We start from the raw sequence: 16,234 nt of genomic DNA on the forward strand, positions 1-16,234 counted from the left end.
ATATTACCAAAATAAATATTGAAAAATGAACAAGTAAATGATATATAATATGTAAGTGGTTTCAGAAAATAAGGAGGTGCTTACATATGTTCTATCATTTATTTCAGAACAGAGATAAAAAATATATTTACGATGTTAATAGTAATTTGGTTTCTTATATATCGGATGAACTGTTCACAGATTTGCAAAAACAACATTCGTGTAACGAGCTATGTGAAAAAGAATACGAAATATTATTAGAAAAAGGATTTTTTAAAGATTATCAATTTAAACAACTCTATAATCCTCTTTCAAAGCGAATCGAATATTTAAATGATAGAAATTTATCTTTCTTTATTTTTCAGGTGACTCAAGGTTGTAATTTACGTTGTGCATACTGTCCTTATTCTCAATCTAATGAAAAGATAAGGCATCATAAGAACGTAAATATGACTTGGGAAGTTGCTAAAAAAGGTTTAGATTTTTATTTTCAACATTCAGTAGATTCTGATTTTATTGGAATTGGTTTCTATGGAGGAGAACCATTACTTAATTTTGAATTGGTAAATCGTATTGTAGATTATTCAAATAGATTATTTGAGGGTAAAGATATTCATTACTCAATAACAACAAATGGCACTTTGTTAACAGATGAAATCATTTCTTTTATGGAAAAAAACAATTTTCAATTGTTAATAAGTTTAGATGGTGATAAAGATTCCACGGATAAAAATAGACATTTTGCAGGGAATGATTTGAGTGTTTTTGATGTAGTTTTGAAAAAGATTAAAATGATTCAAGAAAAACATAAATTACTATTCAAAAAAATGACAATAAATATGGTGTTGGATCCATCTTTAAACATGGAAGTCTATGAAAAACTATTGGATAAATATCCTTTTTTAGAGAATACAAATCTATATACTGTAAAAATTGATGATTCTTATTCGGACAAGAAAAATATAATAAGTAATGATTTTATAAATTCATACAATTACAAGATATTTCTGTGCTTGTTAGAAACAATTGATAATTTTCATTTTGAAAAAGAAACCAAATTATTTGAGTCACAAAAAAAGTTATTAAAAGATGAATTTAATAATGGAACTAGAAATAAAGTTGCAGAATATATTGAAAAGGATTTTATTACTTCAGGAATGTGTTTACCAGGTATGACAAAAACATTTGTTTCTGTAAATGGTGATTTTTATCCTTGTGAAAGAGTTAATGAAAAATTAAAAGATATGATTATTGGAAATGTGAAAGATGGATATAATTTAAAGAATATTAACAATTTAATGCATTTTAATAGAAAATTTGGGAACAGATGCATAAATTGTTTTGCTGTTCGTGAGTGTAATTTATGTCCAGAACAGTTTGGTGTAAGTGGTCTAGAAGAGAATGAAGAAAGCTTACAAGTATGCAGAGTGCAACGAGAAAATTTCGTTCAGGCATTAAAAGATAGAATGTCATATAATGAAATACTTTCGTTAATCGATGGAGGAAAGATATATGGCAATTAAAACTACATTGTTTTTCCCTTTTAATGATTATTCATTTTCACTAATTGATTATGTAAAAAAGATAAATGGTGATTTTGTTGTTGCAAGTTGTAAAGGTACTGGACTTATTGGAAGAGACGTTGCTTATTCGGTTAATATGCCAGATATAGGAGTAAATGTGCTAGATATTGCAGATGTTAGTTGGAATCAAATTACAGATTTTGTAATTCTTAATCCTGGTGATAATTTGGCTTTGTATAAGCAAATAAAAAAAGTATACATTTTAGCAAAGGAGAATAAGATAACTATTCACGATTTAACTGGTTATTTTGATACTAAAATAAAGCAAAAAAAAGATAATGAATCTTTTAGTCCTCGTCCAATTAGTCCAATTGAAAAACCAATTATTTATATTTCAGGAATATTTGACTCTATACATAACAGTTTGATTAGTTTGAATTTAAAATTTTATTTAAAAGAAGCAGGATATAATTCAAAAATAATGACTTATAATAAAAATTTAAAATATTCTAATGATATTATTTTTGATTCATCTTTTTTGGAAAAACCAGAAAAACTTTATTTTACCCAATATAAATTATATGAGCAAATTAAAAGATTGGATGACGATATGAATGTTGATTTAATTATTGTTCAAGTACCCGGTGGTTTTTCGCAACTCAATAATTATGTATTTAATGATTTTGGAATTTATTTCTCTTTTCTTAATAATTTAATTCGACCTGATTATTTAATAGTGTCTTTACCTTATGATTTTATTGATAGAGATATGGTAAAAGAAATTGAAGATGTTTCTGAGTCAAAATATAATAAGAAAATTGATGCTTTTGTAGTTAATAATGGTTATTGGCGATTTGGAGAAGGAACGACTTTATCTAGTCAACCTAAAGATACATATCTTCCGTTTAGTCTTTTAGATTCAATTAAAGAAAACGATATGTATACAATAAATTATTCGGAACTGGTAGATAGTATTATTAATATTTTAGGAGAATATGATGATAGATAGTTTACAAATATATGGTAAAGTTAAAGGCCTTATTAAAACATATTATGGAATTGAAGAAAATATTATTGATAACAATTATAAAGTATCATTATTTTTAAAACCGTTTGAATTTAGCCCTATAGAGTTGGTAAAGTTATATATTTTGATTAAGCAATCATTTAATATGGACTTTATTGAAGAGGATTTTCTAAATTATAATTTTTTGAGTATTGATTCTATCGTTGTTATGATAAAAAGAAAGTTGGATGAGAAAGATGAAAAATGTAGTTGAGGTGAAAAATGTAGTTAAGAGTTTCAAAGATAAAATTGTATTAAATCATGTTTCTTTTAGTATGAAACCTGGTGAAATAGTTGGCTTTGTTGGACAAAATGGTGCAGGAAAAAGCACACTAATGAAATGTATGTGTAATTTGATAAATATGGATGAAGGAACTATTTCTATATGCGGAGAAGATGTAGTTAAACAAAGGGAAAAAGCATTATCATATGTATCATGCATGATTGAAGGTCCTGGATTATTTGAAAATATGACAGGTAAAGAAAATCTGGAATTAATGGCCACTTTAAATCATGCTTCAAAAGAAAAACTGCATGAAATGATGGAGTTTACTCAGATTGGTTCTCAGCTGAAAACTAAGGCAGTATCCCAATATTCCATGGGCATGAAACAAAGAACAGGTTTAGCTGTGGCTTTAATGAAAGAACCTAAAGTATTATTACTAGATGAACCAATGAATGGACTGGATGCTACGGGGATTCAAGGCTTACGTGAAGAATTGATACGCTTGGCCAAGGAAAAGAATGTAGCTTTACTAATTTCAAGTCATCAGTTAGGTGAAATTGAAAAGATGGCAGATCGAATCATAGGTATCCATTTTGGGAAAATCAAAGAGATTTCCATGGAAGAAAAAGAAAATGTATATGTATTAGAAACGGATAGAAAAATACCAGATCAATCAGACTTGCAAATCATAGAACAAACAGGAAATACCTATAAATTGGAAGTGAATTCTGTTATGGAAGTACTTTCGAATTTGGAAAAGCAAGGGGTTCAAGTGAAGAATATTACTCAAATACACAAAACATTAGAAGATGTATACAACGAGTTTATTCAAGAGGCATCATTATGATGTACGAACTTAAAAAGTTTATCTTTAATAAACGAAATGTCGGTGTATTTGGATTTCTAGTATTCTTTCTCGTTTGTTTTATAGGTTACAACGTTTATATGGATAAACACTATAATGAATCTCAAATCAAAATCTACCAAAAGGCCTATCGAATTTCTGAAAACAGAATGGATGAAGCAGGAAGTGAAGAAGAGTCTGAATTTTGGAAAAAGGTGTATCGCAATGCGAGTGGTCTGATCCACTTTTACTACAACAGTGAAAATAAAACAGATGAATTTATAGAATCAAAATTGAGCTGGAATCATTTGATGCTGCAGGCAAATAATGAGGGGTATATCATCAATGATTTTGAGAAAAGAGATGTTCAAACTTTGCAGAATGAAACAAAGCAGTTGAAATATCTAAAGAAGAATCATATTGAAATGTTGAATAGTCCATATGAACCTAATACTTTTAATATATTCAATGAACTGTTTAATCAAAAACTGTATTTAGTTGTCATGTTGATCCTATGCATATTATTATGCGATATATTCGGTTTGGAAATGGAAAGTGGGTTTTATAAAAACTTATATGTTTCAAGAATTTCAAAGCAAAAAATACTGTTGAATAAGATGAAGTTTTCATTGGTTGCAGCTGTTTTTTTGATAATAGTGATGTTTTTGATTATCGTTCTTTCTGGATTGATTTTTGGAATTGGAAATTGTGATTATCCATACTTTTACTTTAATCAGATGTATACAGTGAAAGAGATTGTTGCAAAAAGTATTATTCTATTAGTTATAGAAAGTGTATTTGTGGTAGGTATATCTGCATTGTTATTTACATTCAGTTTAAATAATGGATTTATTGTAGCTGTAAATCTAATTCTATACGCACTTTTCTTTGTCCTAGGAAATGTAACAGGCTATTCTAGATTCTTTGTGTATATTCCGTTTTTACATATTGATTTTGTGAACCTGATTATCCATAAGCAGGTTGTCCTGGCTGCTATTATAAGCTTGGTGTATTTTCTGTCTTGTAGTTTGATTTCATTACAATGTTTTAAAAAAAGAGAGCTGGTGAGATAAATGTGGACTTATGTGCTTTTCAATATCAAATCTAATTTAAAAAGGAAAGAAAATCTGATTCTAATTGTACTATTCATCATTTGTGAGATTGCTTTGTTGTTTATTTTGAATACAAAATCATTTACGGAAAGTCCATATCAAACATCACTAGGCATTAGTATAGCAAGTGTTTCACAAAAGAATGATCCCAAACTTTACCAAGAATTCATGGATGAAGTAAATTTGATACGTCAGACCATTGATAAGGGTGAGCAGGATGGAAAAGAAAAAAATTGGAAGTCATATTGTGAATATAAAGTAAAGGTGAGTGTGTTAGAAGCACAGTGGTATATGGTGACTTCGAACATGCCTAATGATTCCTATTTTGAACATGCAGATGTTCTAGAAGAATTAAGGAAGGAATATGGATTACCTGATTTGTCGCAATACGAGAAATTAATTGTACAAAAATCAAATGATATTAATTTATATTTTTGTTCAATGCAGCAGGCTCGTTACTTTGACTACTTGCTAAAACATGATCTTACTCCAATAACATATTCATATGTGGATGCATCCAGTGTTTCACTACAGATAGCTCGATATATATTGCCTGTAGTTTTACCTTTGCTGGTTGGACTTCTATTGTTTCAACAAAAAGAAAGACGAGCAAAGACAGAAAAAACAATTCTAACTATTTCTGGAGTAAAGAAAAAATATGTAAGATGGAATTTAATTTCTGACGTGCTTTTTGTTCTGTTGGTTGTTTTCTTGCCTATTTTAGTTTATATGATAGTTCTTGTACCTTTTAAAGGTGTATCGAATCTGATCTATCCGGTTTTATATTATAAGCCAGGATTTACTGGTTTTCATTATTGGGATACACAAGGATTGGATCATATTGAGCTTGTGGCAAGTGGACTAACGAATATGAGTGTCAATCAGTTTACAACACCAGGAATGGAATTGATGCCATTGTGGCAATGTACACTATTTGTAGCATTTGGACTTGTGCTGTCTACAACGTTTTATGTCCTATTCATAACTGTATTATCTAAACTTATGAAAAACAAATACTTATCTTTGCTTGTATTTTTAGTTGTCTTGGGTCTTTGTTCTTTTGCATCGCCATTAGGAAACATGCAGAAGATCAATACATTCAATCCAATGTCATACAGAGATTTTGGAATGAACCTATTAGGTACTAGTTATTTTGGATATTTTGCGGGAGTTGTAATTATTGGACTATATAGTGTGATTTTGTATTTAGTTTTGAAGTGGTGTGCTAAGAAAGTGCACGCTTGACATATCATGGAAAATAGAAAGGAGACAGCAAGATGATCAAGTTAAAGAAAACTGTAATCGGAAAAAGTACATTGTCTAGTGTTCAACCTAGAGCTTGCGCATGCCGAAACGTTTGCACAGGTGATGCAACTACAAGACCTGGTCAATGGATTAGAAAAGATCAAAATGATTATATGCGTAATACAGCTAGTGCTGCTGGTGCAGTAACACCAAGATAACATTAAGTTATAAGCAGTTATTCACGGTGAATAACTGCTTACTTGATTGGATAGAATGGATGGAATATATATGAAAAAAATAAAAGTCTTTTACAAAAATGTATTTTATGCAATCAAGTATATATATAAAATAGACAAATCTTATATTTTTCTTGAATTTTTAAATGTCATTTTAACTGCTTTTTCATCAATATTTTCTGTTTATTCATTAAAAGTATTATTGGATGTTTTTCTACAAAAAAAAATAAATGTATTAACTATTATGTTGTTTATAATCTTTACAATTTCTATAATTGTTGATTATTTGCAAAATAAAATTGAAAAGCAATCGATAGAACTAAAAAAGATAATTATGTCAGAACGCACAAACTTTGATTTATATAATTCAATTTTAAATAAAAATGTTTTAATTTTCGAAGATAAGGAATATTACGATAAGATATATTTGAATATGACACAAGGTTTATCTAATATATTATCTTTACAAAATAACTTGGGTAAATTATTGACCCAAATTTTATCAATTATTGGAATTGGATCTATTGTCATACAATATGATTTTCGGATTATAGTATTAGTCCTTATCGTTGTTTTATTTAGTGTAATATTGAACTTTTACCAAGCAAAATTAGATTTCAAAAAAAATATAGATAGCATATATCCATCGCGAATATTTGATTATACTACAAGAACTGTATATCTAAAGCAATATTCAAAAGAGTTAAGAAAATTTAAAATATTTGAAGTAATTAAAGCAACGTATAAAAAGTCTGTTGATGATATATATCATATTAATGAGAAATATGCAAAAAAAAGTATTCAAGTAACCATGATGCAAGATATACTGGAATTTATTCTTCAATTTTGTACAATTATTATTTTATTCTTTAAATATATTGTCAACGAAATTTTGATAAGTGATTTTTTAGTTTTATATAATAGCACCATGGATTTATGTTTATATATAAAATCAATATTTAATATTATTCCAGATTTTTACCAAAATTCTTTATATATTTCGGAATTTAAAAAAATCATTGAATCAAAAAAATCAGAATCAGATAATGATTGTCTAAATAATTATCCTTTTTTGTTAGATTCGCTAAAGTTAGAGAACATTTCTTTTTCTTTCAAAAGCAGAAGAATTATAGATAATTTTAATTATGAATTTCAAAATAATAAGATATATTTGATACAAGGGAAAAATGGAGCAGGAAAATCTACACTATTAAACATTATATGTGGCTTGTACAAGACAGCTTGTGGTGATATTTATATAAATGGTGTAATAAAAGCTGAACAAAAATGGCTAAAAGAAAATGTAAATATAATGTTTCAAGATGGCCAACTTTATGCATTACCGTTAATTTATAATATTATTATGCGTCCAATTCAAAATAAGGATGCAGACGAGAAACTTGTATGGGATTTATTAGATAAAGTTGGAATAGCTTCAAAAATACAAAAACTTCCATTGACTATATACACCCCTATTTCTAATGAATTAGATGATTATGGTACATCATTTTCTGGAGGAGAAATGCAAAAAATATTACTTGCACGATCTTTAGCTAATACTAAATTGATTAATATCTATGATGAGGTTTCAAATGCAATGGATGTAGAGTCAAAGAAGGATGCTGTAAAATTAATTAGAAAATACAATAAAAATACAATAACTATCGTCGTATCTCATGATAATGAATGGAATGATTATGTAGATCAGATAGTTAAATTATGAGAAATCTAAAGACGGATTATAAGGATTATCAAATGAAATCATAAATAGTGTATTGCTGCGCTCTAAACAGCAGCCAAAGAATCTATATGTAAAATAGAAAAGATCCATTTGGCAATGACATTGTATCATTTCAAATTGGATCTTTTAATATGGGCTCTATTTGACGCTTACCTCTTCGTGGATTTAGTGGCTCTGAGCAATGGATTGCATGGCTCTGTCCAAATGGATTCGGTGGTTCTATTTTCATGGATTGGGTGGCTCCGCCACCATGGAATACTCAATTTAGGATTAAATAGTTTCTGTTTTTGTAATTATTAATTATATTTTTAGTAAATTCTATAAATTGATATTCCATAATCATATTCTCCTTCACACACTGAAAAAAACTTCATTTTTTTAAAATATAAATCTTATTATCTTCTTGATAAAAAAGTTCGTTATTTCTCATTTTTAACAATATAACAATAAAAAAATATATATCACTTACCGACATTGCTAAGCTTGAAAAGCCAAAAAAAATAAGAAAAGTCATAAGAATCAAATTTTTTATAATGAATGATAAAAAAATAGGAATAATTGCCAAGACAAGCGTCGGAGATATTAACATTATTAGAGTTCTACACTTGCTCATCCTCGCATCACTTTCAACAGATATTATCGGTTGTAAGTTCTTCATTTTGAATATTATTTTTTTTCTACTTTTTTTCGGATATGATAGCAAATGTATATATTCATGTATAATACTAAAAGGAAAAACAGAAATAAGCACAGCTCCAAATGCAGAAAAAAACAAGTCTATATCATTAATATAAAATCTTTTAATCTTTAAAAAAAATACCAATAGTAGCAATGTACATAACACAATGATCAACATACTAATATTTTCTGTTTTTTTGTTTATTTTAAGTATTTTAAAATTTCTATTATCACAAAACTTTTCTACCATACACATAAATCCTCTCTACTCATCTATACGAATTTGGAGCAGCGATTCGAATAGACGTGGGAATACATCCAATTAACTAGCACTGCTCTGGACTAGTAGTAAAATATGAAATAGACACTAATGATACCAAAACAGTCGTAATGATAATGTTAGAAATAGAACATCTGGGTTCTGGATTTCCATCATTACCATCAACAATTGATAATTCATTCAATTCTTCAACGCTAACTTTTCTCTTTGTATTCTATTCCATGTTTTTTTTCCTTGTTTTCATCATGAACCTATTCCCTAGTACTATTATACAATTCTATGAGTATTTAATCTATCTAAAGACATAAATTATGTCGCAATTTCGCAGATTTGTAAACGTTCACCTTTTTTCGATTACATGTGTAAAATATATCTTTAATTAGTTTATCAAAATGGAACCATTGTAAGACAAATTCATGATTATATTACTATCAATAGGTCTTCCAATAAATCTTCAAGAAAAGTTTATTAATGTTTACCTAAAATATGAAAAAATTCATCAAACAGTTTAAACATCTCTGCTCCCTAGTTAATAATCCTTTAAACACTCATAGGGTTTTCAACCCTACAATTTTTGAAGCCAACTTTTAGTCGACCCTATCTAATTGCGGATTACCCTTATTTTCTACTTAAACCAAAGTTACGAAAGAGTATCACCGCAACAAGTGATACTCTTTTATTGAGAAATTTAAATTTATACAAAAGAATCAATAATAATTGGATTAATGTGCATCAGGAAAATCATTTTTGAATTTGCCACCATAATGATTGTTCTTATAGTTTCTAATATATAGTAATAAAACCATTATCACTAAAACAATTCCACAGATGGCATACATTGTAGTTGGATTTAAATTATAGAATAAATAACAGATTACTGTCCCAACAATAATTAATAATCCAATAATCACAAGGAATGCATCCACATATTTTTTCATTTTTTACACCCTCTTTCTTATTATAAATAATATTATCGAATTTTAATGGTTGCACCACTATACCAATAACCTCCACCTACTAAACAAGAATATGGATCATTTACAGAAGAACGATAGTTAATACTATGTGTTAAGCTAGAACCACTAATATTGTGCCATTGTGAATTAATAGAAACAGTCCATAATGTAGGCACATATGTAATTGCGGCATTTAAACTAACATTTGAAATTTTCCCGTTATTATATGTATATGCACCCGTTACAGTGACTTTAGCACTTGATACACAACTACCACCTTGATCTTGAATGCGAATACTATATGACTTATTTACATTTATTCTTGATGCAGCGCGGTTTACATCAGATAAAGCAGAAATTTCAGATCCATATAATGGTTCAATCGTTGAGTTATCTTCTAGTAGAATAACTTCACCTTTGTCTGGAATAGGATACATAGTTCCTGCTTCACAGGCGCGTTGTTGAGAATGAACAGGCACATCAATTTCTTTAGCACTCAACATATTTGTGTTAAAAAATACTGACAAAACCATACTAAACACAAGAATCGATAATCGTTTAATTTTTCTATTCATAAGTAAATACACCTCCTAATTTTAACATTAAACAATTGAAATTAAACTCGTCTAAAAAATGCACGTGCGATTTTCCCACATACAGTTCCACTGCTACATTTAAACATTTTTTAATAAATATGGCTTCTTCATCACAATCCATATATCTACATGGATATATGGGTGAATGATTCTTTCCTGCCACATTTCAAAGAACCTTTCCAATTTAAAACTTTTTTGAACATTTCTACAAATCAGGCTAAATCATTTTTTCATTTCCGACTGATTTTTTAATCCACAATGTAGTAACCCTTCCATGTCTTACTATTGAAATGAGTAAACCCAGAAAATCAAATGTTTCTCTTGTGACACAACATCTTTCAAACTGGAGATTAGTGTACTTTTATGGGAAAGTTATGATTTAAAAAATCCCATTCTTTTAAATACAACTTCATACACTCTTTGTGTATCTCTTTCATATTGAAATATTATCAGGAAAATCATCAACATACTTTACCAAGTATGCTTATCCCTTTTTCAAAGATAGCGCTATCTCTAACTCAAATATAATATAAAACCCATGAAAATACAATATAAATATTCATATCTGCTATATTTTTTTATATTCGTTATATTTAATTATATTCGAATTGAAAAAATAAATATTTATTCATATAATATAAGAGAAGATATACACAAAAAAATTTAAATGGAGGAACGCACATGATATATATACAATTTACTAAGAAGGAAAATGAGGTCATGGATATCTTATGGAAGCATGATATTGCAATGTCTGCAAACGATATTAAATTAGCTTCCAAAGATTTGAGTATCAATACGATTCAGCAAACGTTACAAAAATTATTGGAGATCAAATATATCAAAGTAGCAGGAATTGGACAGAACAAGAAGGCAATCACAAGATTATATAGACCAGTTATATCCGAAGCTCAATATGTGAATTCATTTATTGGCGAAGATACACGTGCAAAAATTTCAGCTTATTTTGTTGAACACACAAATGATTTAGAAATGATTGAACAATTAAAGAAATTGATTCAAGAAAAAGAGAAAGAGTTAAAATAATGCGATTTTCTGCATCATCTCTTTTCATTACTTTGTGCATCAGTTTTTTATTGATTCTTCTGTTAGACATATTACTTTCATACAAGAAAAGTTATAAATTATTTCGGACAGATTTTATAACAGTGTTAGTTGTTGTTGTCGTAGTAAGAATGTTTGTGCCACTTGAATTCAAATTTACTAAAACCATTATAGTGCCCACAATCATGAATCCAATCATTGTACTGTTACAATATAAGATCTATGCAAATGTGCAAGTATATCAATTCTTATTATTGGTTTGGGCATTAGGCATTATATGGAACCTGATTAAATGGATTCGCGCAATTCAAATTGCCAAAGACATGTACAAACGTATTGAAAATCATTCAGAACATTATCATATAAGCGATTTTATAGATAACTATCAAGAAGAAAATTATGTGGTGTTAAAAACAAACTATGTTTCTTCCCCGATGGTCATGGGCTTTAATAAAACTATATTGATACCAGACGTATACCTTTCACAAGAAAATTTAAAAAATATATTACTTCATGAAACATGGCACATTAAAAATCATGATGTGTGCACTAAACAAATTATCAATCTATTAGTTATCATGTATTGGTGGTTTATTCCAGTATATAGATTAAGAGATAAAATTGATTTATTTTTGGAAATGCGTGTAGACTATCAAACAACAAGTCCATTTTCTAAAGAGGAAGTAATGAAATATATGTATACACTTATAGAAATCCAAAAAAACATTCAAAGTAAAAATGAATTCAAGGGACAATCTACACATTTTATGATTCAAGATAATGCACATGTATTAGAATATCGTATAAATTATTTAATGGATGGAATGTATCGAAAAAAAACGAGCAAAATTCTAATGATCGCCGTATTAGCTCTTCCATTACTTACAAACAGCATTATTTTGGAGTCTGCATTTGAACCTCCAAACAATGAAGATATGTATGATCAATCAGATATAGATAAGGGATATATTATTAAACATAAAGATGGAACATATGAATTAGTATTTGGCAAAAAGCGAGTTGAAATATCAAATCCAAAAATTGAATGTTTTAAGGATATTCCGATTATAGAGGAGTAAATAATTTATGAAAAAAATAATGATTATGTTAGTGTTGATCGCATCTATGAATATAGTAACACCTGTTTTAGCAAATGAAACTGAAGTCACTGCAAATATTGATGTTACTATGCCATACAAAGATCAGCTAGTCTGGAAATACAAATTTATAAACGGAAAATTGTATAGAAGATTATGGAATCAAACATTGAATAAATGGGTTGGAGACCATTGGATTCCTTGTTAATAAATTTAAAATAGTCTTTTAATATCTTTGTATAAACGGGAATTGACATAAGTTTACTGCTTATGTATATATTCAAATTGGTATCCCTCTCCGTCTTTAAACAACGGAGTCTTGGATACCTTTTTATTTTTTAATCATATGCATTCAATCCATCACATTTCAAATTATAACTTACTCTGATTGGTAAATGAATCGGATAGTCGAAATCCAACTCACACTAAATTAACTGCAAAATTTTATCAAAAAATTTTAAAAAAAAGATAAAAACCATAGGATTTTATGCATTTTCTTGAATTATTGCACCTTTATATAAAGCAGAAACAACAATATAATCCACTCTAAACAAAAGCGCTTTTCAATTCCGACTGAGACCACCATTTGTCAAAGATTGCACCTAGCATTTGCCAGGTGCTTTTTTTATACCTTATTTCCCACTTAAACCAAAGTTACGAAAGAGTATCACCATAAACAAGTGATACTCTTTTATTATGAATATATAAAAAAAGTCATAGGGATTTTGCTTTTAGAAAGCAATAACCTTAAAACACTCATAGTATTTTAAACCCTACAACTTTTAATCTAGCTGGTATCTAATTGCGGATTACCCTTAGATATAACCATTCAAATCTATCACGCGATCACATTCTTCAGCTAATTGTATATCATGTGTAACCATTATAATTGTACATCCTTCTTTTTTAAATTCTTTGAGTAGTTTTATAACAATTTGTTTATTTTCTTCATCTAGTGATCCGGTTGGTTCATCAGCTAAAATCAATTCACATGGCTTAACTAATAATCTAGCAAGGGCTATACGTTGTTGTTCTCCACCAGAACATTCATAAATGAATTTTTTTGAATATCCATTTAAGCCAACTTTTTTTAACGCGTCTTCAATGTACTTATTTACGGTCTTATTATTTTTTTCATTTATTGCCATCTGTAGATTTTCGTATACAGTTTTATTTTCGATTAATGCAAAATTCTGGAACAAATATCCTATTTTTGATTTTAAGAGTAAAGTGGCTTTCTTTGAAAATGGCTTAATTCCTTTTTCTCCAAACAAAATGATTTCTCCTGAATCTGGACTATCTAATAAGCCAATCATATTTAACAATGTTGATTTACCACACCCGGATTTTCCAATTATTGCAACAAACTCATTTTCATATATGGTACAAGAAAATGAATCAAAGATTACTTTCTCTTTAAATTTCTTTTGAATCGAATCTAATTCTACAATTTTCTTCATAACTATCTGGCTCCTTTCAATGAATCTACACATTCAGCATATTCTTTTTTCTTTAACGTTAAAATGGTAAATATCAAATCTATTCCAAGTATTAAAAGGCCAATTTCAAAAGATTCTAATATTCTTTTAGAATATAATGCATAGAAAATAATCACCGATAGATAAAGAGATATATTTATACTTAAGTATAATGAATATCTTTCGTAGAAAGATTTCCCTAAAAGATATTGAATAGACAAATAGTATCTTTTTTCAAACAAGAAAATGACAATCGCTTGAAGTTGGTAAACAAATAAAATTATGCTTATTAAAACGATTAGTATAGTTAATGAAATCAATTCATATTTTTTTTTGTTCTTGACCTGTGCAAAATAAGAATCACTTAAATAAAAATTTACTTTTTTGTCCATATTGTTCTGAATTAAAAATCTTTTAAAATTTGAAACACTTTTTTTTGTATCGATTGGGATAAAATAATTATCAGTTGAAACCCTTGCATTTTCCATCCAATTATGGTCTATAAAAATTACCGGATTTATTTTTTCTAAATCTTTCGTATTTTCTACATAAGGCATATGTCTTACAAACCTAAGATTTGGTTCGATTCGAATTACCTTACAATCTTCATAATTTGAATAATAGCTTATCTGATCTTGATTGAATGAATAATTTTCAGGTATCAGTAAAATAGATTCTTCTATCTGATTAAAATCTAAAGGATTTCCGAATTCATCGCGAATCGTATAATCTTTTAAATAATTATTATTTACAACTATATATGGTATTTCATTTGAAACAGGTATTTCTAAATCACTGTCCATATGATTTTTTAAGAAGTCAATTTGTTTGTTTATATCGAAATCCTCATATATTCCATTATGTTCCTGCATATAATAATACAGTTTATTAACAAGTTCAGATGAATAAAATAAGTCCTCATTTAAAGACACAGATATGCCGTTTGTTATAATTTTATTCGACATTTGACTTTCATTCAAATTCAAAATATAGAGATAGTGTATTGATTCTATCCAATCCGCGCAGTTTGTTAAGAATACAGGAAATAAAACAAAAATCAGAATTCCTTTCAAGACCAATGATAGAACTGTTTTATTTTCTTGAGTACCATTTTGTTTTATATACTTCACTGATTTGACGGTTATCGTTGAAATTAACAAAATAATTCCTATCATAATTAAACTGAAAAGTAGCTTAATTCCCTCATTGATTAGATAGTATAAGAATAAAGAAGCACATGGTCTATAAGGGCCAACAAATAATGCGAATAAAATAATTTCTAAGAAAAGAAATAGACCGTATAAGATTGCGATATGTTTTGTATATAGTGATATAAAAATTTTCTTGGTTGAATTACCTAGCATTTTACGTATCACTATTTCTTTTCTATCTTTCAGAAAAATAAAAGCGAAAATCAATGCAGTCCCTAATATTGCATTCAAAAAAACCATATTCAAAAATTTTTCTTTTTGCATAGAGTAAGGAACAATTTCAACATCTGAGATACCTTGTCCTTGGCTATTTTCAGGGATAAATTCTTTAAAATAATCTTTCATTTGACTTGTAGAAGTTTTATTTGAATTTGAAATAGAGTAAAGTGTAATAATTTCAGAACCTGGAGTGCGATTCAACAAATCATTTAAAGTGTGAAATTCATATATGTCATTATAATCTCCGTAATAGCCTCGATTTAAATAATCAATATAATTATATGCATCCTTATCATTTAGATTTGTAGAATAATAATTCTTTGAATCCTTTTTAAAATTAATTCGTTTTTGATCATTCCGTATATATAGGGATTTCAAATCCTGTGGATCAGCAGAATAAATATAGATTAAATTCTTTTTTATAAACCCCTCAGTATTTTCATGAACTGCTATAATTCCTGTACTGTTTGTCTTTTCACAATATTCATGAATTGTTGAAACTAAATCTTCATTAAATTGTAGGTTTAATCCTGTTACTTTTTTATTAGTTGTTTGTCCAATTGAAGTGGCAAAAGAATCCATTCTGTTTATCTGATCAGAAGAAAAGGAAGAGAATCCGGAATAAAAAATATATACACTTAGGATAGCAACAAGCAAGTATGATAATTTTTTCATAATTCAT

16 protein-coding genes are annotated in these 16,234 nt (G+C 28.1%); 11 read left to right on the plus strand and 5 right to left on the minus strand.

What is annotated here, in order from left to right; all coding sequences use genetic code 11:
- Nucleotides 1-86 precede the first annotated feature (86 nt).
- From Q0E86_RS00865 to Q0E86_RS00900, 8 genes are all read left to right on the plus strand, one after another.
- Nucleotides 87-1,502: a radical SAM protein gene (locus Q0E86_RS00865; RefSeq protein ID WP_295749741.1), complete on the plus strand. Its 1,416-nt coding sequence runs from the start codon at nucleotides 87-89 to the stop codon at nucleotides 1,500-1,502.
- The gene (locus tag Q0E86_RS00870) at nucleotides 1,492-2,511 is read left to right on the plus strand and encodes a hypothetical protein (protein WP_295749738.1); all 1,020 of its coding nucleotides are present in this window, start codon (nucleotides 1,492-1,494) and stop codon (nucleotides 2,509-2,511) included. Before Q0E86_RS00865 ends, Q0E86_RS00870 begins: the two co-directional genes overlap by 11 nt.
- Nucleotides 2,501-2,782 carry a hypothetical protein gene (locus Q0E86_RS00875; RefSeq protein ID WP_295749735.1) on the plus strand — a complete coding sequence of 94 codons (282 nt, stop codon included), beginning with the start codon at nucleotides 2,501-2,503 and terminating at the stop codon, nucleotides 2,780-2,782. Before Q0E86_RS00870 ends, Q0E86_RS00875 begins: the two co-directional genes overlap by 11 nt.
- On the plus strand, nucleotides 2,766-3,641 hold the full coding sequence (locus Q0E86_RS00880; RefSeq protein WP_270485668.1) for an ABC transporter ATP-binding protein: 876 nt from the start codon (nucleotides 2,766-2,768) through the stop codon (nucleotides 3,639-3,641). The genes Q0E86_RS00875 and Q0E86_RS00880 overlap by 17 nt, the downstream gene beginning before the upstream one ends.
- Nucleotides 3,638-4,711: a hypothetical protein gene (locus Q0E86_RS00885; protein ID WP_295754092.1), complete on the plus strand. Its 1,074-nt coding sequence runs from the start codon at nucleotides 3,638-3,640 to the stop codon at nucleotides 4,709-4,711. The genes Q0E86_RS00880 and Q0E86_RS00885 overlap by 4 nt, the downstream gene beginning before the upstream one ends.
- Nucleotides 4,712-5,995 (plus strand): hypothetical protein, encoded by a 1,284-nt coding sequence (locus tag Q0E86_RS00890; protein WP_295754093.1) that lies wholly within the window; start codon nucleotides 4,712-4,714, stop codon nucleotides 5,993-5,995.
- A gap of 32 nt (nucleotides 5,996-6,027) precedes the next feature.
- Complete coding sequence (locus Q0E86_RS00895; protein WP_295749724.1) at nucleotides 6,028-6,213, plus strand: hypothetical protein; 186 nt, start codon at nucleotides 6,028-6,030, stop codon at nucleotides 6,211-6,213.
- Nucleotides 6,214-6,283: 70 nt separating this feature from the next.
- Nucleotides 6,284-7,954, plus strand: a complete 1,671-nt coding sequence (locus tag Q0E86_RS00900; protein WP_295754094.1) for an ABC transporter ATP-binding protein — start codon at nucleotides 6,284-6,286, stop codon at nucleotides 7,952-7,954.
- Nucleotides 7,955-8,342: 388 nt separating this feature from the next.
- On the opposite strand, the gene Q0E86_RS00905 is transcribed toward Q0E86_RS00900, so the two are convergent.
- From Q0E86_RS00905 to Q0E86_RS00915, 3 genes are all read right to left on the minus strand, one after another.
- A complete protein-coding gene (locus Q0E86_RS00905) occupies nucleotides 8,343-8,900 on the minus strand; it encodes a DUF3267 domain-containing protein (RefSeq protein ID WP_295749718.1) in 558 nt (185 codons plus the stop codon).
- Nucleotides 8,901-9,652: 752 nt separating this feature from the next.
- Entirely contained in the window at nucleotides 9,653-9,868 is a 216-nt protein-coding gene (locus Q0E86_RS00910; RefSeq protein ID WP_256268727.1) for a hypothetical protein, read from the minus strand.
- Nucleotides 9,869-9,900: 32 nt separating this feature from the next.
- Nucleotides 9,901-10,461 (minus strand): hypothetical protein, encoded by a 561-nt coding sequence (locus tag Q0E86_RS00915; protein WP_256268728.1) that lies wholly within the window; start codon nucleotides 10,459-10,461, stop codon nucleotides 9,901-9,903.
- Between the two features lie 702 nt (nucleotides 10,462-11,163).
- Here Q0E86_RS00915 and Q0E86_RS00920 point away from each other — a divergent pair.
- The 3 genes from Q0E86_RS00920 to Q0E86_RS00930 are packed head-to-tail and all read left to right on the plus strand — an operon-like array spanning nucleotide 11,164 to nucleotide 12,852.
- Nucleotides 11,164-11,529 (plus strand): BlaI/MecI/CopY family transcriptional regulator, encoded by a 366-nt coding sequence (locus tag Q0E86_RS00920; protein ID WP_295754095.1) that lies wholly within the window; start codon nucleotides 11,164-11,166, stop codon nucleotides 11,527-11,529.
- Nucleotides 11,529-12,626: a M56 family metallopeptidase gene (locus Q0E86_RS00925; protein ID WP_295749712.1), complete on the plus strand. Its 1,098-nt coding sequence runs from the start codon at nucleotides 11,529-11,531 to the stop codon at nucleotides 12,624-12,626. The genes Q0E86_RS00920 and Q0E86_RS00925 overlap by 1 nt, the downstream gene beginning before the upstream one ends.
- 7 nt (nucleotides 12,627-12,633) lie before the next feature.
- Nucleotides 12,634-12,852 carry a hypothetical protein gene (locus Q0E86_RS00930; protein WP_117924904.1) on the plus strand — a complete coding sequence of 73 codons (219 nt, stop codon included), beginning with the start codon at nucleotides 12,634-12,636 and terminating at the stop codon, nucleotides 12,850-12,852.
- A 607-nt stretch (nucleotides 12,853-13,459) separates the two neighbouring features.
- Here the strand turns inward: Q0E86_RS00930 and Q0E86_RS00935 are convergent.
- Together Q0E86_RS00935 and Q0E86_RS00940 are read right to left on the minus strand one after the other, a co-directional pair.
- Nucleotides 13,460-14,104, minus strand: coding sequence for a putative bacteriocin export ABC transporter (locus Q0E86_RS00935; RefSeq protein ID WP_177852035.1), 645 nt, complete (start codon nucleotides 14,102-14,104; stop codon nucleotides 13,460-13,462).
- Nucleotides 14,105-14,106: 2 nt separating this feature from the next.
- Nucleotides 14,107-16,227, minus strand: coding sequence for a hypothetical protein (locus Q0E86_RS00940; protein WP_295754096.1), 2,121 nt, complete (start codon nucleotides 16,225-16,227; stop codon nucleotides 14,107-14,109).
- Nucleotides 16,228-16,234: the final 7 nt, after the last annotated feature.

The sequence above is a fragment of the uncultured Holdemanella sp. genome, assembly GCF_934754935.1.
Classification (GTDB): Bacteria; Bacillota_I; Bacilli_A; order Erysipelotrichales; family Erysipelotrichaceae; genus Holdemanella.